General features: G+C 52.5%; 21 protein-coding genes. 4 read left to right on the top strand and 17 right to left on the bottom strand.

Translation table 11 applies throughout. From position 1 onward, the window contains the following. The first annotated feature begins 1 nt into the window (after position 1). Positions 2-1876 (top strand): glycerophosphodiester phosphodiesterase family protein, encoded by a 1875-nt coding sequence (locus E0E37_RS04905; RefSeq protein WP_130861864.1) that lies wholly within the window; start codon positions 2-4, stop codon positions 1874-1876. Here E0E37_RS04905 and E0E37_RS04900 read toward each other — a convergent pair. The 4 genes from E0E37_RS04900 to E0E37_RS04885 form a co-directional block, all read right to left on the bottom strand. Next, on the bottom strand, positions 1843-4017 hold the full coding sequence (locus E0E37_RS04900) for a PTS sugar transporter subunit IIC/EAL domain-containing protein (RefSeq protein WP_165445212.1): 2175 nt from the start codon (positions 4015-4017) through the stop codon (positions 1843-1845). The two genes, E0E37_RS04905 and E0E37_RS04900, sit on opposite strands and share 34 nt — an antisense overlap. 77 nt (positions 4018-4094) lie before the next feature. Next, on the bottom strand, positions 4095-5369 hold the full coding sequence (locus tag E0E37_RS04895) for a sensor histidine kinase (RefSeq protein WP_130861862.1): 1275 nt from the start codon (positions 5367-5369) through the stop codon (positions 4095-4097). Between the two features lie 341 nt (positions 5370-5710). After that, a complete protein-coding gene (locus tag E0E37_RS04890) occupies positions 5711-6724 on the bottom strand; it encodes a zinc-dependent alcohol dehydrogenase (RefSeq protein ID WP_130861861.1) in 1014 nt (337 codons plus the stop codon). 26 nt (positions 6725-6750) lie between these two features. Further along, complete coding sequence (locus E0E37_RS04885; protein ID WP_330548540.1) at positions 6751-7044, bottom strand: hypothetical protein; 294 nt, start codon at positions 7042-7044, stop codon at positions 6751-6753. A 213-nt stretch (positions 7045-7257) separates the two neighbouring features. Between E0E37_RS04885 and E0E37_RS04880 the strand changes: the two genes are divergently transcribed. Further along, positions 7258-7815, top strand: coding sequence for a TetR/AcrR family transcriptional regulator (locus E0E37_RS04880; RefSeq protein WP_130861860.1), 558 nt, complete (start codon positions 7258-7260; stop codon positions 7813-7815). Between the two features lie 109 nt (positions 7816-7924). Here E0E37_RS04880 and E0E37_RS04875 read toward each other — a convergent pair whose 3' ends face one another. The 9 genes from E0E37_RS04875 to E0E37_RS04835 form a co-directional block, all read right to left on the bottom strand. Next, a complete protein-coding gene (locus tag E0E37_RS04875; RefSeq protein ID WP_130861859.1) occupies positions 7925-8428 on the bottom strand; it encodes a pyridoxamine 5'-phosphate oxidase family protein in 504 nt (167 codons plus the stop codon). Positions 8429-8660: 232 nt separating this feature from the next. Next, positions 8661-9347, bottom strand: coding sequence for a helix-turn-helix transcriptional regulator (locus E0E37_RS04870; protein ID WP_130861858.1), 687 nt, complete (start codon positions 9345-9347; stop codon positions 8661-8663). A gap of 128 nt (positions 9348-9475) precedes the next feature. Then, complete coding sequence (locus E0E37_RS04865; protein WP_130861857.1) at positions 9476-10012, bottom strand: hypothetical protein; 537 nt, start codon at positions 10010-10012, stop codon at positions 9476-9478. 173 nt (positions 10013-10185) lie between these two features. Next, a complete protein-coding gene (locus E0E37_RS04860; protein WP_207302922.1) occupies positions 10186-11151 on the bottom strand; it encodes an alpha/beta fold hydrolase in 966 nt (321 codons plus the stop codon). 70 nt (positions 11152-11221) lie between these two features. Next, entirely contained in the window at positions 11222-11527 is a 306-nt protein-coding gene (locus tag E0E37_RS04855) for a metalloregulator ArsR/SmtB family transcription factor (RefSeq protein WP_130861856.1), read from the bottom strand. 400 nt (positions 11528-11927) lie between these two features. Next, positions 11928-13187: a glutamine-hydrolyzing GMP synthase gene (gene guaA, locus E0E37_RS04850; RefSeq protein ID WP_130861855.1), complete on the bottom strand. Its 1260-nt coding sequence runs from the start codon at positions 13185-13187 to the stop codon at positions 11928-11930. Positions 13188-13355: 168 nt separating this feature from the next. Next, positions 13356-14210, bottom strand: coding sequence for an alpha/beta hydrolase (locus E0E37_RS04845; protein WP_165445211.1), 855 nt, complete (start codon positions 14208-14210; stop codon positions 13356-13358). Positions 14211-14412: 202 nt separating this feature from the next. Beyond that, entirely contained in the window at positions 14413-14835 is a 423-nt protein-coding gene (locus tag E0E37_RS04840) for an Hsp20/alpha crystallin family protein (RefSeq protein WP_130861853.1), read from the bottom strand. A 205-nt stretch (positions 14836-15040) separates the two neighbouring features. Further along, on the bottom strand, positions 15041-15808 hold the full coding sequence (locus E0E37_RS04835) for a VTC domain-containing protein (protein WP_130861852.1): 768 nt from the start codon (positions 15806-15808) through the stop codon (positions 15041-15043). 629 nt (positions 15809-16437) lie between these two features. Between E0E37_RS04835 and E0E37_RS04830 the strand changes: the two genes are divergently transcribed. Continuing rightward, a complete protein-coding gene (locus tag E0E37_RS04830) occupies positions 16438-16710 on the top strand; it encodes a YhdT family protein (protein ID WP_165445210.1) in 273 nt (90 codons plus the stop codon). Then, positions 16700-18250, top strand: coding sequence for a sodium/pantothenate symporter (gene panF, locus E0E37_RS04825; RefSeq protein ID WP_130861850.1), 1551 nt, complete (start codon positions 16700-16702; stop codon positions 18248-18250). The genes E0E37_RS04830 and panF overlap by 11 nt, the downstream gene beginning before the upstream one ends. A gap of 111 nt (positions 18251-18361) precedes the next feature. On the opposite strand, the gene E0E37_RS04820 is transcribed toward panF, so the two are convergent. The 4 genes from E0E37_RS04820 to E0E37_RS04805 form a co-directional block, all read right to left on the bottom strand. After that, complete coding sequence (locus tag E0E37_RS04820) at positions 18362-19591, bottom strand: hypothetical protein (protein WP_130861849.1); 1230 nt, start codon at positions 19589-19591, stop codon at positions 18362-18364. Between the two features lie 16 nt (positions 19592-19607). Beyond that, entirely contained in the window at positions 19608-20144 is a 537-nt protein-coding gene (locus E0E37_RS04815; RefSeq protein WP_130861848.1) for a sigma-70 family RNA polymerase sigma factor, read from the bottom strand. A gap of 222 nt (positions 20145-20366) precedes the next feature. Continuing rightward, positions 20367-20660: a helix-turn-helix domain-containing protein gene (locus tag E0E37_RS04810; RefSeq protein ID WP_130861847.1), complete on the bottom strand. Its 294-nt coding sequence runs from the start codon at positions 20658-20660 to the stop codon at positions 20367-20369. A 213-nt stretch (positions 20661-20873) separates the two neighbouring features. Next, positions 20874-21584: a hypothetical protein gene (locus E0E37_RS04805; RefSeq protein ID WP_130861846.1), complete on the bottom strand. Its 711-nt coding sequence runs from the start codon at positions 21582-21584 to the stop codon at positions 20874-20876. Between the last annotated feature and the right edge of the window lie 18 nt (positions 21585-21602).

Raw genomic sequence — 21602 nt, 5'->3', positions numbered from 1 at the left:
GATGAAAGATACGCGCCCCTCGGCCAATACGCCGTCCACAACGCAAAAGCCCCGTGCGCCCCGCGCCTTTATCGGGACGCTTCGGTCAACATGGAAGACCGGCAGCCGAAACTGGACCACGCTGCTCTGGTTTGAGATCATTTACAAGCTGGCGGGTTTTATTCTGCTTCAGGAGCTGGCCTACCGGATCACTCCCGCCGTCCATCGTCTCAGCGGAACGAGTCTGATCGGTCAGGAAAACATCGGAGTGATATTTACCAATCCTCTCTCCCTGCTCCTTCTCCTGATCGGACTTCTGGCCCTGGTCTACTGTTCATATTTTGAGATCGCCGCCCTGATCCTCTGCTGCGAGGCCGGCTGGAGAGGGGAGACCCTGGCCGTCCGCAGTCTGTGGAAAGAAACGTTTCTTCGTTCGCGTTCTTTTTTTCATTACCGGAATCTGCCCCTTGTTCCCCTGTTATTGCCGCTCCTCGCTCTGGCCGCTTTCCCACTGGCCGACGGTCCGTTGAGAAGCATGGGCGTCCCGGAGTTCATCCGCGATTATCTGCAGTCAGACCCGGCGCTGAAGGCTCTTTTTTTCACAGGGATCGCCCTGCTGAACATCCTGTTTTTTTTCTGTCTGTTTGCGCTGCCCGAAATGGTCCTCCACGGAAAACACCTGACTGCTTCGCTGGGCTCCGCCTGCCGGATCCTGCGCGGTAAAACGGCAAAGACAGCCGTGAGGCTGCTGGCTGTTCTGTGCGCTTTCGCCGCTTTCTCGATCCTGTTCTATTCTCTTTTCACTCTGCTGCTCTGGTTTTTCAGCAAGCTGCAGCCAGCATCTGACGGCGGAATGGCTTTCTTCCAGTTCTACTTTCTGAAATGGAGCGGCCCCGCGACTTTGGCGCTGAACATCTTCGGCTCGGCCGCTCTGTGGGCCGTGGCGGTGGTCCTTTATCATCAGTGCAGAAGTGAAGAACGCCCGCGCGGCGAGAGTCTTCGCAGGACGCCGAAGCGGATTCTGCGCCGGGCTCTGGCCATCACGGCTCTTTTCGTTTTTCTCGTTTTTTTCAGCGAAACGGAACTGGGCAGTAATCCGCCCCAATACCTTAACCCTCAAACGCAGATCATCGCCCATCGGGCCGGCGCGCTCTTTGCCCCGGAGAACACCTTGTCCGCATTAAAAAACGCCATCGCCGCGGGAGCGGATATGGCGGAGATCGACGTCCAGCAGACGCGGGACGGGGTGCTGGTGGTCCTGCACGACACAAATCTGCGGCGCATCACCGGTGTCGACCGGAATATCTGGCAGCTGGATTACGACGCGGTCCGGTCCCTTGACGCCGGCTCGTCTTTCTCCGCTGCTTATAAAGGCGAACGCATCCCTACTCTGGAGGAAATGCTTGACGCCGCCCGGGGACGGATGCCGCTGATGGTGGAATTGAAATCTACCGGACACGAGCGGGAACTGGTAGCGTCCACTGTGCGCCAGATCCGGAAGGCTGGAATGGAAGACCAATGCTCCGTGGCCTCCATGAGCATGGAGCTATTGCGGGAAAGCAAACAACTGGCGCCCGAGATCGCTACCGTTTATATTACCGCTGTTCTGTCCGATCAATTCTCTGATATTCCCTATATCGACGCCTACAGCGTGGAGACCTCCTCCCTCACTGCGGGAATGGCCGTGCAGGCTCATGCGAAGGGGAAAAAGCTGTACGCCTGGACTGCCAACAGAAAGTCCGGTATTGAAAAGATCCTGCGTCTGGGCGCGGACGGACTGGTCACGGACAACCCCGAACTGGCCCGGTATTACCTTGACCATATAGGCGAAGATCTCCTGTTGGAGACGTTGACCGAACTCCTCTATCCCTCTGACGGAACAGTGGGGCCCTCATGATCCTCATACGGAGCAGGCAGCAGTTTTCTCACTTCCGCCAACTCCACGGGAGGACTGTACAGATATCCCTGATACTGAAGGCAGCCCACCTGTTCCAACATCTGACGCTGCTCCTCTGTCTCCACATACTCGGCCAGCACGGAAAAATCCAGCGGCCGCGACAACTGGACGATCGAGCTGATGATCTCCTGATTTCTGCTGTTGGTGATCAGATCTCTGACCAGAGAGCCGTCCAGTTTCACCAGTGAAAACTGCGATCTCTGCAGATATTTTAACGAGGTGAAACCCATGGAAAAGTCGTCGATGCTCAGGCGGAAGCCCAATTCCCGGATCCTCTGAAACTTTTCGTCCAGCTGCTCCGAGAGCAGGGCGGACTGTTCGGTGATCTCAAGAGAGACCTCGATCCCTGTCTTTTCTCCCACCCCGAATCGCTTTGCCTGCGCGTCCAGAAACTCCAGAAATTCTTCCCGTACGATGCTCTTGGCCGTCACATTCACGCAGAAGCGGAAATGATCGCCCCAGCCGCCTTCCATGGTCTCCACCTGCCGCAGTACGTGACTCACCACATATTCCTCCAGCTGAAGCAGCTGATCGGATTCGTCAGCCAGCGCCACGATCAGCGGCGGATAGACGCTGCCTGTCTGCGGATGATCCCACCGCAGCAGCGCCTCCGCTCCGATGCACTGCTTCCGGCTGTCAAACTGAGGCTGGTAAAGGAAATACAGCTCCTCGTCTTCCATGGCGTACTTCAGATCGGCAGCCAGCATTTTCGCCGTCCGCCCTCCCAGCCCGGGGATCTGAAGCAGGGAGACCGGCCGGTTGTTCTCCTCCCCTTCCATGAGCAGATCCCGGAGACGGTTCATCCATCTGGCGGCGTTTCTGTTTTTCTCAAGATCATACTGGAGGACAAAGGGCCGGTAGATGGCAGTCCCAACCGCCAGATTAAAGATCTGCAGCGCCGCTCCGCTCACCGATCCGGAGGCTGCGTATCCGCCCCAGAGAATAGGCGTCGTCCACTCCACAGTCACGGTGGGAATGGGCACCAGTCCCAGAGAAAACGCGGCGTAGGACGTACAGGTACAGACCAGCGGGGTTATCAAAAAAGGGATAAAAAAGAAGGGATTCAGGACTACCGGAAGTCCAAATACCATAAGTTCGTTGATATTGAACAGCATGGGCACAGCCGCCATTCCGGCCAGCCGTCTGCTGCTCCTGTGTCTGCCAAACAGAAACAGAGCGAGAAGCAGGCACAGCGTGGAACCGCAACCTCCCATAAGGACGAACACATCAAAAAAAGTCTTGGTGACGATCTCTGTGGGCGGAGCTCCCGAAGCCAGCAGCTCCGCGTTGACGTGGATCCCCTCCGCAAAGAGACTCTGCGACACATTGTCCAGCACGTCGCTGCCGTGAACGCCGAAGAACCACAGCAGGCTGGAGACTGTCACAAACAGCAGGCCGCTGCCCAGGCTGCGCCCCAGGCCGTGAAAGATATATTCCGCACCGCGAACGAAGACTTCCTGAAGACCAGAATAGCCCAAGATCTGAAAGATCAGCAGATTGACCGCCGAGAAAAACAAAATGACCGATGCGGCGGGAATGACCGCAGACGCGGCGCTGTCGAAGTCCAGATCCGCTCCCTCGCTGAACAGCCGGCGCTCTCCGCGCCGCCGCGATTCCAAAGCCCCGTAAAGAGCCGGGGCGCTCAGGCCGCAGAAAATAGCCAGAAACATTCCCTTCACGCCAAAGGCGCCGGCCGTAAATCCTTCGGTCAGAATTCCGCAGCTGACGGCAAAACAGGCCAGCGCCGAAATGACCGCGTTGTAATCGGCTTCCGCCGCCCTCCTGCTGTTCTGCCTGTAGCTGAAGCTGATCGCCAGTACCATATAGATGGACAGCAGACCGAACGTTCCATTATAGACCAGATCGAATAAGACACGCAGCAGACCTCCCGCAAAGCCGGACACAAATGTCTGCCATGGGCCCAGCGGCAGGGAGCGCAGCACCAGAGAAAAAGAACCCAAAAGCAGAACAGGGATCATCGTGATCAACCCGCTTCTGACCGTCTGTACGATGAAACAGCTCTCCATTCTCCCAAATACACAGGCAAGCCGCCCCCAGATCGCTTCTCTGTCCTTCTCCACTTTACCGCCCCCACAACATTTCCCGCACATTTCCCAAACAGATCCCCACATCGGTTTTATTCTATCACAAATTCATACTACAGGACCACCTGCATTCTGAACCATCCGTCCTCCGCCTTGTAGGAACACACGGCGCCGTGATTTTCACAAAACGCCGCGATGGAACGCGTGCCGATCCCATGCCCCCGGCCTCCGGCCACGGGCATTCCGTTTTCATCCAGCGGGACTTCCCCCGCGCAGGTGTTGGCGACCTCAAACATGAGCCGCGGCTGGTTGATGCACTTGCAGATGATCTTCCGCTTCTCCTCCGGCAGCCCGGCGCAGGCATGAATGGCATTTTCCAGAGCGTTGGCAAACACAGTAGACAGCTCCGCCGCGTCCACCGGCAGCTGGTCCGGTATGGCAAGGGCCGCTTCCACCTGGATCCCCTGCCGTTCCGCCTGACTGAAGTAGGAGGCTAAAATGGCGTCCAGCACCGGGTTTTGGCACCAGCGCACCGGTTTCAGTTCGTCCAGATGAGCCTGGGACGCGCCGATATAGGCGAGGGCTTCCGTCTTTTCCCCCTTTTCCACCATGGCGGCCACCGCCTGGAGCTTGTGACGCAGGTCGTGGCGCTCAATGCGGACCGCCTCGTCGGCGGCGCGGACAGCCTCCAATCGACCCTGCAGAGCGGACACCTGCGTGATCAGCAGGTCATTGTTCCGCTGACTGTCATACTCCTGCTGTACCTTATTGAAAAATAAATAGATCAGTACATAAGAATAGACGCACACGATCAGAAAACCATACATCACCGCCATGATCCCCATCGGATCCGTGCGGATCTGGTGATTCGTGATATACACCAGCGTGAAAAAGGTGGTGGTGGGGACCATGCACAGAACGCCCCAGCCGCGGTCCAGCACCCGGAGCATGCGAAGGTACGGTTGTTTCAGTTCGCGCAGCAGCAGGTAAAGCAGCAGAAAAGAAACCGCTCTGGTCAACGGTTTTATCAGCGCAAAGCCAGGGAGCAGCGCCGCCGCCAGCGCCCCGTTGGTATTTCCGATACAGCCGATGGCAAGGGAGGTCAGAAGATTGAACAGCACCCGCAGACCCTTATAGCGGGAACACCACATCGTCAGCAAAACATAGGGCAGCGTCATGGTGACGATCCCCGCTCTGGTGTAGACTTCCCAATAGCCGCAGCTCAGGATCAGCCCCACGTTGGCAGCTACGACAATGGAAATGAAACAGATCCACCGCTTCCGCCACGTCTGCACCGGCTCCCGGAAGTCAAGCAGCAGCGTGACATAGAAGCCCAGAAAAATCTGCGTCACCACAACGGTGAACGCGTTGAGAACATCGCTGTTCATGAAGCGCCCCCATTCCCACCGCACGATCCTGCGGCGTGGCCGGATCCTTTCCACACGCCGCAGATAACTGTTTTTAACATTACAAGATCTTCAGTCAGGGGGCGTTTCCGCGTAGTGCGTAAATTGCACACAAAAGATACCGATCCCATCCTTCACCCCTCAAACAGATTTTTTACACTAAAATAACAGTAGCAAAAGGCCCGGGGGCTGTCAAGCCTTCGGGCCAAATAAGAAATTGGCATGCAGACAGGAGCTGCACCTATGTGGATCTCCTGCAGAACTCCATTTGACAGAGCGGATTGCTTGTGACACAGACAACCGCCGGAGGGATCGGGAGACGCTTATTCAAACTTGATGGTAACATTTAATGAAATATCTGTATTTGCAGCTGTCTGAAACGCTTTGTCTATTTCAGTTAAAGAAAATTCATGGGTGATCAGCTTTTCAATATCCCAATTTTTGCTTTTCATTATGGCCATTACATCTGCAACATCCTCCGGCATATATCCGCCAGAGCCGATTATGCTTTTTTGAGAATATGTCAAATGCAACAGGTCAAGGCCGCGCACTGCCTTGTTAACAGCAACGGAAACAAAACGGCTTTCAATTTTACCCTTTTCCATGAATAACGGCAAAATCTCATCGGCACCGCTGGCGTCGATAAAACAATCCACATCTGCTGTCGGTCCCTTCAATGAATATGCCGTGCCGAAATAACCGACTGCATTTTCCCTAAAATCGTTTACTGAAGTGTCGCATACCTCAAAACCCAAATCTTTTGCTATTTTCAACCGAAAATCAGATATATCACATATCATCACCTTTTCGATCCCAAAATATTTAAGAGCCACCGCACTGGCAAGGCCGATGGTCCCACAGCCAAACACGACGAATTTTTCTCCTTTTTTCGGCTGTCCACGTCTTGCGGCTCTGCAGCCAACAGTAAAAGGCTCGATCAGACAGGCTGCCTTGTCGGAGATCTCACTGTCAACCTCATATAACGAATCGTTTCTTTTGGCATCAGGAATTTTGATATATTCAGAAAATCCTCCGATGGCCCCGGCTCTGTCCACATCGTTCAACGCATAAAGAGGGTATGGGTATACCCGTTCGCCCACAGAAAAATCAGTATTTTTTTCACCCACAGCGACGACACGCGAAACTGTTTCGTGTCCAAACGCCTCACCGATCCTGATGCGGTGTCCCGTATCTGCTCCATGACGGTATACGGCAACGTCCGTGCCGCAAATACTGGAATAAATATTTTTAATCAATACATCATAGCTGTCTAATTGGGGTATGGGCGATTCTTGAATTTTTATATTTTCTTTACCCAGATAAATTGCTGATTTCATAATTTAAAACGCTCCTGCAGACCATCCTATTTAATTCCCCTGCAAAGAGGAATAAGACTCAGAAGCAGGACGATCCCTGCGATGCCTGTGACGATGCCTTGAACCAGAAGTCCTTGCCAGACTACTGTCATACACATACCTATACCAAAAATGAGCGCGCCCGCCATAGCCAGAACTACCGTGCCAACTGCTTTTACACTCAGTTCAACAGCAGGTCTGCCCTGCATCTTTCGACGGACAGCGGCCATGACCAGCAAAATGATCAAACCAGCCGTCCCTGTTATGACGCCTTGCGGAAACGCGTTCCATTCTCTAATCATGCACATACACATTCCGATCGCAAAAAAAAATGCCGCCGACCGTTCCCATAACCATAGATACAAAATTTTCTTTTTTCATTATTCAACTGTCTCCTTCTTCATTTTTGTAAGTATTGTAATATCTCTTGCAATTCTTATTATGAGCTCATATAATGGGAGGATCAATCAGCAATAATCCAATTTGTGTTGGAATAATAAAAGGAGCGAAAACCTGTGAATAAAAAGAACAATCAGCGTTTCCATGAAACAGAGATCCGCATGGAATCAACTATGCTTGAACTAATGAAAGATACTGAATTTGAAAAGATAACCGTGAAAAGAATATGCGAGAAAGCGAAGGTCAACCGTTCCACATTCTACGCTCATTTCATAGATATTTACGATATGTTGGATAAAATGGAAAGGGAGCTGCGAAAAGAATTACTTGATAGCTATGGCGATAAAAGCGAACATCAGATCTTCTCTGAGGAATCGTTTATCCAGTTTTTGAAACACATCAAAAAACATAAATACTTTTACAGAATCAATCTGCAAACGAGAAAATCATTTCCGCTCAAACAGGGGTATGAAGAATTATGGAAAATCATAAAACTTCGTTGCGAACAGGCCGGTGTCAAGGCGGATGAAGAAGTTATGTATTACTTTATCAATTTTCAAGCAGGTTTTACCATGGTATTAAAGCACTGGGTAGATACAGACTGTAAGATCAGCGAATATGCAGTGGCCGCGATTATCAAAAATTGTATTCCCGTTGTTTTAGCCAGACATTAACCATAGATCTTCCGGTGGCGGAGATAAAAAGATACTGCGGTCCATACATGAAATGAGGACGAAGTGCCTCCTCTGCAGAATGTTGGGCCGCAGTATCTTTCCCGCTCATTTAAACGATGTCATTTGTTTTATTCGCGCTCACCAGCTCGATGGCTTCTTTCCCGGTCAGATGATCCACCGTGATCTCTACCATGCAGACCCTGTCGATCTGCCTGTCGATCTCCTGCAGCCGCCCCTGCTCCTGATCCGGCGAATATCTGGCGGCCAGCTTTTCCAGCGCGGCCCTCTTCTCTGTTTCATCCTCCAGAACGCGGGCCTTCCCGAATACGATCACGCTGCGAAAATAAGTGGTGTACTCCTGAGGCACCACCTGATCCTTATCGATCACGCAGAATGAAACTTTACTGTTCCGCGCGATGGCGTCCAGCTTGTGACCGGTCTTCGCGCAGTGAAAATAGAGCTTTGAACCGTCATAGACGTAGCTCAGCGGCACAGCGTAAGGATAACCCTCGTCCCCGAACACAGCCAGGACCCCTGACGTTCCCCTTTTCAGCACCGCGGCGCAGTCCTCCTCAGACAGTATTTGTTTGAAACGGCGCATGTCTCTGAACATACAGATACTCCTTTCTTCCATAAAGCAACAAAACGTCCCGCGCTCATTCCTTCAAAGGCCTAATGGAATGGACACAAAGACGTTTACCCGGCGGCAAATTCGATATATTCCTGTGACTTTCTTCGTTTTCATATTATCATATCGTCTGTCCGATGGCAATATGAAGACCGCGATCCATCCGGCCGCCGCAGACTATCAGGACCACGAGCTTCCCATAACCTCTTTACCGGGTTTAAGACAGTATCTCCTTTGCGCGCCGTGTTCTGATCAGGCCAAGAACGATCCGAAAAATCAGCAGCAGAAAAACAGGCGGGAACACATAGAACAGAATCAGTACATAGTCCGTCAAGCTGTAAATAGGATCGTATGCGCCAAATGGAACCGTAAAAACCATGGCTCCCATCACAAAGGCAAACACGGCCCAAAGGCACTCTTTAATCGGCGGAAGACGCTTCTGCCCTGTAAAAAGGACCGCCATGATGAGACAGCCCACGGCCGAAACGATCTGCGCGGCCCCCTGCAGCGCCGTCCGGATATCGAGGATCGCAAAGCGCAGTTCGATCAGCGGTCTGGTCAGATCCGTCACCCCCACGCCTTCGGGTACGGGAAAAAGCGTATTAGCCGCAAACAGCAGGCCGGACACGGAGAATATCAGAACCAGTATCGCCGCAAATACAGCGACGGCCCCGATCCTCACCGCCCGCGTCCTCCTCTGTTCACGGCCGCGCCCGTATAGAATATCGGAAACATCAGCCTGGTAAAGCTCCGCAAACCGGACGATCATATCCAGATCAGGCTGCGTTCTGCCGGATTCATAGCCCGAGATCGCCTGCCGGGTCAGGCCCACATGGTTCGCCACTTCCTCCTGCGTCATCCCGGCTATCCCACGGAGATCGCGCAGATTCTGATTGATCCTCATTTATATCACCCCCGGTTCCAGCGTATTAAATCTCGCTGCAGACGTCAAGACACGATTTGTTGCGCGTTGATCTTACAGGGTCTCCGGGACTTGCGATCAAGAGAGAGCTCGCCTGCTCACCTTGTTATTTATTGAAGCCTGATCGTAATCAGAATATTATCAAGGTTTTCTTCCTCTTCATCGTACGGCTGGTCTATCTTTATTTCTTGAAAGAACGTTCCTCCCTCATCATTACTGATGGGATATAAACGGAAAAACTGCTCTTCGTCAGTATCTTTTACCTCAAAGTTCTGAAAGGAGCCGATCCATCCAGAAAAGCCATCAATGGTAAATTTATAGGTATCCATGTCCTCCGTATAATATGACACTGTATTCTCTGTTTTCTCAACACGATTATTTTCAGACGTAATGGTTATGCAATTTTCTGCACCTTCCAATCTGACATCAGCAAAATGCTCTTTTTCCGTAGAACACGAGAATGTCTTCAGGAGTTCCCAGGTATGATCATCCGTATTCGAATGATAAACATTGAACTCTATACTCTCATAGCCTGCACCGCTTAGATCATAACCCAAATTCCCGTAATAAGTAAGCGCCTTATTAGAGCATCCATTTAAAGCAACAACCAAAACTAACGTCAATACGATCGCAATTACTTTCTTCATACATACACCTCCGCCACTTCAGATACGCCTGTTTATATTATATCTGTCAACTCTTCCTGTGTAAACAGGAAGAGGGAATACAGGCGAGCTGTGGTTTCGTTTCGGTATGTTTCGGCGGAAAGGCTGTACGGGTATATATCAAGTTCTATCGGAATGATCTTCATGCCGGCGTCTCATTCAAGGTTTTCGTTGATAAATTCCATAATATATTGATGAAGATCTTCCAGAGCTTCCGCTTCGATCGGGTAATGGCTGCCGTTTCTTAATTTTACTTTTCTGACGGTTACTTTTTTGATCTTATTAAGCACGATATCACTTAAAAATTCCGGCGTCCAGCGGTCGTTCTCCGGCTGCGTCAGGATAATGGGGCATACATCAAACTCCTGCGGCTCAACTTCGGGGATATAGCTCATATAATCAGACAGGAATTTCATATTGACTTTATTTCCAGCTGAAGTTTTATCTTTCAGCATCGTTCTCAATGCGTTTTCATCGTTGCACAGGGTGTCCATCTTTGAGCATACGCTCATTTTCATTTTGAATTTAGAAAGTCCCACGAGACAGGACGTTTTGGCAAGCGCCGTTCCACATGTACCCCAGAACCAGTTTTTTGCGGTGGTCATTCTTACCGCTTTTTCTCTCTGGTCGAGGAACGTCATTCCAATGATCCCCTTGACCCTTTTGTTCTTTGCCGCAACAAAATAGGTCTCCATGCCTCCTGCAGATAGGCCGTATAAGAATATCGGCCGGTCATCTCTTGATCGTTCATGATTCACATAATCGTTACCGCACTCGACCCAATCAGAAAACGATATCGTCATCGCTTTATTTATGACGGTCTCCCCATAGATCGGCATATCAAGCGCGATCACCTCAAATCCGTCGTCCGCCAGAGGCCTGCCGATGATCGTTGTCATCTGTCTGCCATTGGTTCCAACACCATGAAATAGGATAATTTTCGCTTTCGCACTCGGATTGCGGTAGGTGTCCAAATGTATCTGGTTCCCTTTCCAATCCCAGCACTCTTCTTTGGGCATAGTGGCATCTGTTAACTGATAGCCCTGAGGAAGAAAACTTTGGATCTCTCGCCAGCTGCCTTGGTTCTGATAGCTTACACTCATATTTTGCTTTTTACCCATGGTCACATGCTCCCCCCGATTAAATGTTTAGACTTATAAACGCATAAGATCGAATATAACGCCTGATCTGTCAGGCGTTAATATCAGCTTCGATCGACAAGAGCAACTCTTTTAACTGTGCCATGGCTTTTTGAAGATCCAGGCTGTAAATTCGCTCTTTGCCATTCTTTTTGACAGAAAGCAAGCCGGCATCTAATAGTAATTTCAAATGATGTGAAACAGCCGGACGGGACAGCTCCAATTTTTCAGTTATTTCATTGACCGTCATTTGTTTGTGATCAAATAAAAGCACAAGGATCTGCTGCCTGTTTTCGTCCTGGAGCATCGTAAACATCGGAATACATTCAGAGAGAATACCCATCGTTCGTTTGCTCATTTGCACCTCCAAAACAAGTTTAAAAGTTTAAACATATTATATAATCTGGATCTGCAAAAGTCAAGGAACCATAAATATCATCGTTCATATTTCATTGTAGTAAAAAATCAAAATACTGTTCATAAATTCAAGCCTTTATCGCCCGCCCCGGCCAAAGGAACGAAGGGCCGCTTACAGCCTTTCTCTGCCTGTTCCCGTTGGCTTTTGTTCTCCACCTCCCGGAGACCAAAAGCCCACTCAACCCCCTCATATTCGGCGAGCTCCGCCGCAGTGCCTTGTTCTCCAGCTTCACTTCCATGAAGCGCTCAGAGACATCCGGGCGCTGCCCTTCTCCGTCCCGCTAAGAATACAGAAAATCCCCCAAATCCCTGCGACTGCAGGGATTTGGGGGATCGAACATTTACTCCCACTCAATAGTTGCCGGCGGTTTCGGCGTGACATCGTACATGACCCGGTTCACTCCGTCCACCTCCGCCACGATGCGGCATGCGATCTTGTTCAGCAGCGGATAGGGGAGCTCGGCCACATCCGCGGTCATTGCGTCGCTGGAGAGGATGGCGCGGATGGAGATGGCTTCCTCATACGTGCGTTTTCCGTCTTTCACACCCACGGAACGGCAGCCGGGACACACGGTGAAATACTGCCAGATGCTTTTCTCCAGTCCGGCGTTTTTGATCTCTTCCCGCAGGATCGCGTCGGATTCTCTTACGTACTCCACCTTCTGACGGGTGATGGCGCCCACCACGCGAACGCCCAGCCCCGGTCCGGGGAAGGGCTGTCTCCAGACCTGCTCGTGGGGAAGGCCCAGAGCCTCGCCCACCTTGCGGACCTCATCCTTGAACAGCCATTTCAGCGGTTCCACCAATTCAAAGTCGATGTCCTCCGGCAGTCCGCCCACGTTGTGATGGGACTTGACCACTCCTTTGTTGGAGACGCTCTCGATTATATCCGGGTAAATGGTCCCCTGTACCAGATAGTCCATTTTCCCCAGCTTGGCGGACTCTTCTTCAAATACGCGGATGAATTCTTCACCGATGATCTTTCGCTTCCGCTCCGGATCGTCCACGCCGGCCAGCTTGTCCAGAAAACGATCCACCGCGTCGATGGAGATCAGCTTCATATTGAACTGCTTTCCGAATATATCGGCCACCATTTCCGGCTCGCCCTTTCTCATCAGCCCGTGATTGACGAACATGCAGGTCAGCTGGTCGCCCACCGCTTTGTGGACCAGCGCCGCGCATACGGAACTGTCTACGCCGCCGGACAGTGCGCAGAGCACCTTCCGATCTCCCACCTGGGCCCGGATCTGTTCCACCATATCGCTGATGAACGCCTCCGTGGTCCAGCTTCCTGAAAATCCGCAGTCGTCAAAGAGAAATTTCTTCACTTCCTCTTCCGTCTTCTGATTTCCCAGCTCCATGACCCGCGGTCCGTGAACAGCCGACTTCTTTATACGCTCCGCCGCAGCGCCGGCGTCCTTCTCCGCCGTCTCTTCCTCGCCGATAAACACGATCCCCTTCGGTTCGAGGGCGTTCAGCTCCTCCTCCGAAATGTTGTATGGCTTCACTTCACAGTAGACGCCGGCCTCTCTGGCCATCTTCGCCACCTGCTGATTGTTGTGAGCGCCAAAGTCCAATATCAACAGTAATTCTTTTTCCATTTCTTCCTCCGTTTCGGCCGGCAAAGTCTGATTTTACGATTCCGGCCCATTATATGCCCAACGTTGTATGTGACCGTATAGGGCGCGCATCCTCCGCCCTTCTCTTTATCTAAATTACCATAAAATACTCGGAAAGTCTACTGGCTTGCGGCAGTCCAGACACAATACTCACATACAACCTTCGACGGCTGCTGATACAGGTGCGGCTGCAGATACAGGTGCGGCTGCAGATACAGGTGCGGCTGCTGACGCAGACCGTTTCGTTTTTTCAGCGGAGATCTGCCGCGCCTCCTGGGAAATTCCGATAAAGCTGCCGATGGCCCGGCAGGCTTCTCCTGCCTGACCGCTCTGAAAGATCTGATGTCCACCCTGCGGAAGTTTCAGCAGTGTCCGGCTGCCCCGCATGCGACGCAAAATATAGTCTCCGCTTGCAGGCCGGACCGTATCGTCGTCGGCCAGCTGCAGGATCAGCGCCGGACAGCACAGCTGCCTGTACAGCCCTTTCGATCCGGAAAGCAGCAGCTGAAATTCAGCCATTGCACGCAACGGAAGACCCCGGGCGCAGGAAAGATAACGGTTTCTCCACTGTTCCCTCTGCGCCTTATCGCCCATGGCCTTCAAAAGATTGGCTGCGATCTGGCGAAAGTTCCAGTAATAAACAGGCGTATTCACTGTGACAAGACCACTCAGCGCTTCCTTATGCTCATTTTTTTCCCAAAGATCACCGGCCAGAAAATGTACGGCCAGTAGTCCTCCCATGGAAAAACCCACTACGTAGACTTTGGAACAGCCCGCCGCCAGCTCCGCGTAGGCCGCCGCCGCTGCCGCGATCCAGTCCCGCCGGGAGACTCGGCTCAGTTCCCGCTTATCTCCGCCGTGTCCTGGAAGAAGCGGAGCAGAGATGCAAATACCGGCATCCTTCAGATAGGCGGCCAGTGCGGCCACCTCCCCTGGATCTCCTCCGAATCCGTGCAGGATCAGCACTCCGGTGCCGGCGGCAAACTCGCTTCTGTCATTCCCCATCATCCGTCCTCCCAATCGCCGCATATTTCAGCGCGCCTAAAACAAGAAAGCTCCATTCAAGTGTAATTTTACACTTGAATGGAGCTTTCGTCAATCACAATCTGCTTTCTATTTTCTTTCTGAAACGGTTTTCTCACTGCGCCGCCTTTTCGCCATGCGCCCGTTTCCTGCGTCCCGCACCCTTCCCGATCCGGAGGGGGGACTATTCCACAGTGATCTGTTTGGCCGTGGGCTGCTGCGGCGCTTCCTTCGGCAGCTTCAGGGACAGCACGCCGTCCTGATAGGCCGCTGATATACTCTCTTTGTCGATCCCGTTCAGATCGAAGTTTCTCACAAAGGAACCGTAGCGTCTCTCTCTGCGGACATAGTTCTCTTTCTTTTCTTCCTTATCCTCCCTGTGCTCCGCGCGGATGGTCATCATATCTCCGTTGAGGTCGATTTTGATCTCTTCCTTGCTGAATCCCGGCAGATCCGCCTTCAGCTCATAATGGTCGCCTTTGTCCAGCACGTCTGTCCGGAACTGTGAAACGTCCCTGGACAAATCTCCGAAGAAATTCTTTTCCAGATCATCCAGATAACTGAAGATACTGTTTTCATTTTTTCTAAACGGCATTAAATCAAACATAAGTCATACCTCCTTTTAACTTTTGCTGATCTCTGTTTTTTATATCTCCCGTGGGCTCTTCCTTTCACGCCCTCGTTCGTACACTTATATTATACCTCCAAGTCATCTCTTTAAACAGAAAAATTAGCACTCTTTCTATTAGAGTGCTAATTATTTCATGTATTAACTATCTGACAGTCAAGCAGGCCTATTTCTCCCCCCGGATCTACATTTGTCCGTATGCGTGCCGGGCTTCATAGCGGGCAAAGGACGACGGTCTTTTCTGTGTGACGCGGATCGCCGCCCGGATCACTTCAGGCAGGAAGCAGTCATATTTGATCTCCATGATGACCGCCTCCTTCTGCTGTTTCAGGCTGTACCCCAGACCGTCTCCCGTCACAGCGCTCTGAGCCGGCGCTGTATCCGCCGCGTTCTGACGGCGCCAGTCCAGATCCAGAAACCGCTCCGCCGGAATACCGGTCTCCAGGCGGCTGTCCATTGTGATACGCACGTTGCAGGGCCGGTAAACGAAGGCTTCCCGCCGAAAATCCGCCACAGTCTGCGCCTTCAGCTCCCCACTGCTGATCCTGGCATAAAATTCTTTCATCAGCGGTTCCACGGATTCGGCCATCCACTCTGTGTCGCCCGCGAGGATCCGCCTGCATTCTTCTTCCGACAGCGGCACAGACTGTTTGTTCGTCTTACCCCCCACCCGCGTCTTCTTTTCAAGGCGGATATAGTCCGTATTTTCATTATAGTACCTGATACGAAAGCTTTCTCTGCGTCCGATGCTTGAGAGCAGATCCGGATGGCGGTCCCCATCCGTCTGGGTAAAAGCCAGGTTTCTCACCCGGTACATGCCTCCCAGTCCGGCGTACATACTATCGCCGGCGATGGACGCAAGCCTGTTTCTGATCGTGAGATAGTCGGTCTGGTCCATGCTGTGTTTCCATTCGTTTCTAAATATTAACTGTTCTCTCTTTTCTTTCTTCATTGATATTCCCTCCCTTTTCCGTCTTCCCTTTTGTACATTCCGCCGGACGGCGCCGCGGCTCCGGTCCTTCCGGCTCTCCCCTGTTTCTATGGTCTTATTCTAACCGCTCTGTGTGATCACTGTTTGAAGAGACTCTGACAAATAAAAGTATTATTTCTTAAGAAAGCATGATGAACTCTTAAATCGATCCCTGATTTTCATAACTGTCCTCACTTTTTTCTTTACATAGGGGACCCCGAATGGTATATTAAACGCGATGGACAGTATTCCTAGGGAAACTATACCTCATATCAGGACTTTTACCGACGTCCGGCGCAAACGCCCGTATCTGCAGGAGAATCACCGTATTCCCAGAAGAACGGGACCAGACCGGGGCCGCCGGCGGCTCTCGCAGGGTCTCCGAAAGGACGCGGCCAGTTATAGAAAAACCGCGCTTGTTTTACAGCAGCCAGCGGTTATTATATTCTGCGGTAGAAAACCATATGACAGGAATCGATCCATCCGGGGCATACGCCGAAGTGCAGTCTGCATTTAGGCGCGGTGCGCGGATATTTTTTTGTTTAGAGGAAATTCCGACAAACGGCGGATTTTATGCCGGGGTGCGGCATTCCCACAAAGGAGGATCGTCGATGAAACCTATGACCGAAGATGAAAAGAACCGGCAGATCAAAAAAGAAGCGCTGGCCACCATTGCGCTGTTTCTGATCTGTTTCGCGTGGCACGTGGGCTTTGGCTACGCTTTAAACAGCTGCGGCATATACTTTATGAATCTGCCGCTCTGGTGGATCGTCAGCACTCCCGGCGTGTTCGTGGTAGGCGTAGCAGGCGTAATTTTTCTGCTGAAAAAAGTATTTGTCAATTTCAGCCTGGAGGCAGAAAGCGAGGACGGCCATGTCAACTGAACAGATCGTCATTCTGGTAGTTCTCATCGCCTACATGGCGATCAATATGTTCCTCGGTATTTACATGAGCCGCAGATCTGCCAGAGAGCATGCTTCCAGCGGATTTATGCAGAACTATTTCATGGGCAGCCGTTCCATGGGCGGTCTCGTGCTGGCCATGACGCTGGTAGCCACCTACACCAGCGCCAGCTCCTTTCTGGGCGGCCCTGGTCTCTCCGCTTCCTGGGGATTGACGCAGTCTTGGGTGGCGGCCATCCAGATCGGCACGGCTTTTCTGACGCTGGGCGTTCTGGGGAAAAAGTTTGCCATCATCTCCCGAAAGATCGGCGCTGTCACCGTCACCGATTACTTTAAAGCGCGATACAACTCCCCCGCGGTAGTCATCCTCTGCGGCGTCTGTCTGGTGGTCTTTTTCCTGACCCAGATGATCGCTCAGTTCATCGGCGGAGCCACGCTGGTATCCTCCGTGACGGGTATGCCTTACTGGGCTGGGCTGGCGCTCTTTGCCGTGGTCGTCATCCTCTACACCTCCATCGGCGGCTTCAAGGCTGTAGTGATCACGGATACCTTTCAGGGGATCATCATGACGCTGGGCACCTTCCTGCTGCTCTTTTTCGTGATCCGCGCCGGCGGCGGACTCAGCGGCATCACGGCGCAGCTGGACGCCATGAACCCGGGCTGGGACATTCTGGGCAAGGGTGAATTCAGCGGCGGACTCACCGCACTGTCCCCCGGCTATATGATCTCTTTCTGGGTCCTGGTGGGCGCGGGGACACTGGGACTTCCCCAGACCGCTGTCCGCGGCATGGGCTTTAAGGATACGCAGTCCATGCACCGGGCCATGCTCTACGGCACCGTGGTCGTAGGTATCCTCATGATCGGCATGCACTTTGCGGGCGCTCTGACGCTGCCTCTGCTGCCGGCGGAAGGCATTGCCAGCACCGATCAGGTCATTCCCTACGTGGTACTGCGCTACATGCCTGCCTGGGCCGCCGGACTGTTCCTCGCCGCGCCGCTGGCCGCCGTCATGTCCACCGTTTCCTCCCTGCTGATCCTTGCCTCGGCCACCATCATCAAGGATCTGTACCTGACCTATATCGCTAAGCCCGCAAAGACCGGGACCGAACCTGAAATTCAGAAAGCCGCCGAAGCTGAAGCTGCTGAAGCAGCGGCGGTGCAAAAGCTGCCTGTGCTCAGTCTTCTCATCACGATCCTGCTGGGCCTGATCGTATTTCTTCTGGCCCTGTCCCCGCCCGACATTATCGTGTGGATCAACCTCTTTGCCATGGGCGGCCTGGAAGCGACTTTCTTCTGGCCGCTTATCGGAGGACTTTACTGGAAAAAAGGCAGCGCCCCCTGCTGCATCGCTTCTATTATCGTGGGCGTTTCGACCTTCGTCTTTTTCAATCAGGTGAAGATCGCTCCCTTCCATATTCACGAGATCGTCTTCGGGCTGGCCGCCGGAGGGATCGCTTATTTCCTCGTCGGGCTCCTGAGGCCAGAAGAGCCGGACCCTGAAATGCTGAAAAAGTGCTTCTAAAGTGCTTCTGAGGATGAAAATCGGATCAAAACAAATCGAAAAGCCGCCGCCCTTTTTACCATGGGCCGCGGCTTTTCCTGTCTCTCCCTCGCGAAACACGTAGTCGTTCTTCTATCTGTAATAAAACAGATTGCCGAGATTCTCTTTGTAGTAGCCGTAAATATTTTTTACACGGGTCCACACCTGATCGTCAAAGCGAATGTGCGGATCTCTTCCGGCAAAGCTCCGGGCGTAATTCTCCAGATCAGTATAGATCAGATCGCTGACCTCATAGCAGAGGTACCGGTCATCCTCATATACCTTATACTCCTCAAGTTCCCTGAAGCTCAAAATCTGCCCATGGATAAAGGCGTGATCGTCTTCACCTGTGATCTGGGATCTGTCGTAGGTAAAAATGTAGAACAGCGGCAGATAAGTGCCCGCGTCGTATGTCTCAAGCGGCAGCTCAGCAGAGAGTACCAGAGCGCTTTCCGCTTCCGATGCCATCAGCTTATAGTTCACATCGTGGGTATGCCTGTGCTGTCCGATGAGAAGATACTGCTCGTCGGACGGCAGGCTGCTGTCCAGGATCACTCCGGGAGCCGGATCGTCCACTAACAGGGCAGGGGAAACGGAGGGAACGATATTCCCGTCGAATCGATCGAAGAGCTCTGTGTATGCCTCAATATACTGGGCGTCCATGGCACGCCGTTCATCCGTGTCCCAGGAGATCGTTCCAAAGTAAAAGCGAAGCTCTTCTTCCACTCTCTGTATCACAGCGGCGTCAGACTCAGCCGGCGGCGCCGGTATTTCAGATGTTTCAGGTGTTTCCAGAGGATCTGCGAACCGGACGTTACAGATCCAGTCCTGACCGAATGCAAAATTATTGTTTGTCAGGATAAAGTAATACCAGTCGTTGTCGAGAGGTTCTTCCAGCTGTTCCACATCGTAAGCCCCGGACAGATCGATGGTCATGGCTCCGTCGGAATGCGCCGGTATCTCCGTGTTTTGAAAGATCACCCCATTCGAATGAGGTTCCACTTCTTCACCGGTCGTCCAGCGCATCAGCCTGAGCCTGGGCTGAAAGCGCAGGTCTTTATTCGACAGATTTTCCACCTCCACGGTGACAACGCCGTTTCCCTCGTAGACGGCGCGGAAGCTCAGATCATCGCCGGACAGCGACGAGAACATGCCGGCCGCAAAGGCAGTCATGATCAGAAAGCAGGCTGCGGCAGCCGCCAGCACGACGATCCTGCGGACAGAGCGGCGTCTGGCCGGACCGACGGAGGGCAGATCCACCCCGGTCTTATCCATGAAGATCGCTTTTATATTTTTCAGGTTATCTTTATCAAATGAATTCATCCGTATCCCTCCCGTTTCAATTGGCGATCATTTCCCGCAGCTTCCGCTTGGCGCGGTAAAGACGGTTCTCCACGGTCTTTACCGGCAGGTCGAGTGCAAAAGCGATCTCTTTAGGCTTCTGATCGTAATAATATCGTCTCACCAGAATTTCCTGATCCGGCTCTTCCAGTTCCCTTACCGCAGCGGTCAGCGAGCGTTTGGCGTCCTCTTCCAGGATTCCTTCCATGACGCCCAGCTGCCGGGCAAACATCTTGTCGTCCAGGGGCGCCTCGTTGTGCTTCGCCAGCAAGCGATACCGGTTGATCGCCTGCGTTTTGGCGATCATCGAAAGCCAGGACTTCAATCTGCCCCGCTTCGCATCATATTTATCCGGATTTTGCCACAGGTAGATGAAGACATCGGCGACGCATTCCTCTATATCCTGCCGGGATGCGGCATTTTTCAGCACCGTGCCGGCGACGGACCACATGAGTCTGGAATATTTTGTGATCACCTGATCAATGGCGGCCGCGTCGCCCTCTTTGATCGCCTTTATGATCTTCTCGTCGTTCAATCATTTCACCTCTTTCCGCTGAAATAAACATCTCACCTATAATACGGCGAAAAAGAGAAAACCACTCAGATCTTTTTTCTTTGTGCCGCAGGCCCTATGCCGCCTTCTCTCTATTTTAGAGTTCCCCGCGTCAGCGCGCAAGACCCTGTGGGACTATCCAAAAAAGACAGAAAAACTGCCGCACAAAACTGATGCGGCAGTCCATTCACTATTTTAGTTATTTTACTTGTCTGTCTCCGCCTTTTCGCCGGAACCACTGCACTGCTCATACTTGTTGACCGGGCGAACATCCCGAAAAAATTCGTCGTACGGCACATTGTAGATCTCTTTCAGCACGATCAGGTCGCTGACAAAAATATTCCTCGTACCGTTTTCTATCTGTGAATAGGCTGACTGGGACATCGGTCTGCCCCTCAGCGTCATCTTGGCGCACAGATTCTCCTGCGTCAGCCTTCTGGCTGTGCGCAGCCTTTTCAAATTCGTTCCGATCCCCACATCCTGCAGCAGCTTTGTCATTTGTGTCCCTCCTGTGATGTCTTCGCTGTCCGGTCATTTTTTTCAGTTGATATTATCATCCAAAATAATCATAATTATTACCGAAAGGTGATAAGGCGAAGAATGGAAAAAAATACACACCGCAGGCGGATGTTTTATCCAGCCGCTCCCGTAGAAACAGCGAAGACCCCTGCGGAAGTTATTCCGCAGGGGTCTTGTTTTGTCTGTTTTGGATCAATCTGCGCCGCCGGGGACCTTTGATTCTTTGATACCATAGTACGCCATAAACGCGCCCACGGCGATCTCCGCGGCGCTGCGCGAGACGAGCCCTACGCCCAGAAACAGCCCTGCGGCGGCCAGTACGCAGTATACCTTCAGTCGGGCCCCGGTCCTGCCTTTTCCCACGGCCGTCCTCCCGGCGCTTTTCTCAGTCAGGCCTGCTGCGCCTTCCGCTGCACAGTCTCCAGTTCCGCCGGCTTCACAGTCTCCGGTCTCAGCGGCCGTAGGTCTGCGGATCGCTGCGGCCGCCGCGCCGGGAACGGCCGTTTTCCACAGGCCGCTTACCCCGAGCCAGAGCAGGGCTCCGGCGCCCATCAGCCCGATGACCGAAACGGACCGCAGGGCCGCATAAAGTATGACCGCCCCGAATCCCAGCTGCAGAGCGGAAGATATCAGTCTTCCTCTTCTGGCGGCGACGCTGTGTTCCGCCGCCAGAAGCAGCCGCGGATCTTTCTGTCTCATACGCGCCACAGCCTGTTTCTGCCTTACTGCCGCGTAAAAAAGGCAGGAGGCGAAGATCAGCGGTATGTAGTTTTGGATCACAAGCCCCACCGCAGCCTGGATCGCTCCCAGCACAAACAGTATCACCGACGCCGCCTGTCTTCGGCTCATGGATGCGATCGTCTCTTCCAAGGACCGCGGTCTTTCTCTTTTCTTCCTCTCCATCAGCTGTTCTCCTTTCCC

The sequence above is a fragment of the Bacilliculturomica massiliensis genome, assembly GCF_900605495.1.
GTDB lineage: Bacteria > Bacillota > Clostridia > Peptostreptococcales > Anaerovoracaceae > Bacilliculturomica > Bacilliculturomica massiliensis.
The sequence above is the reverse complement of the archived record's forward strand: the minus strand, read 5'-3'. Positions and strand labels throughout refer to the sequence as shown.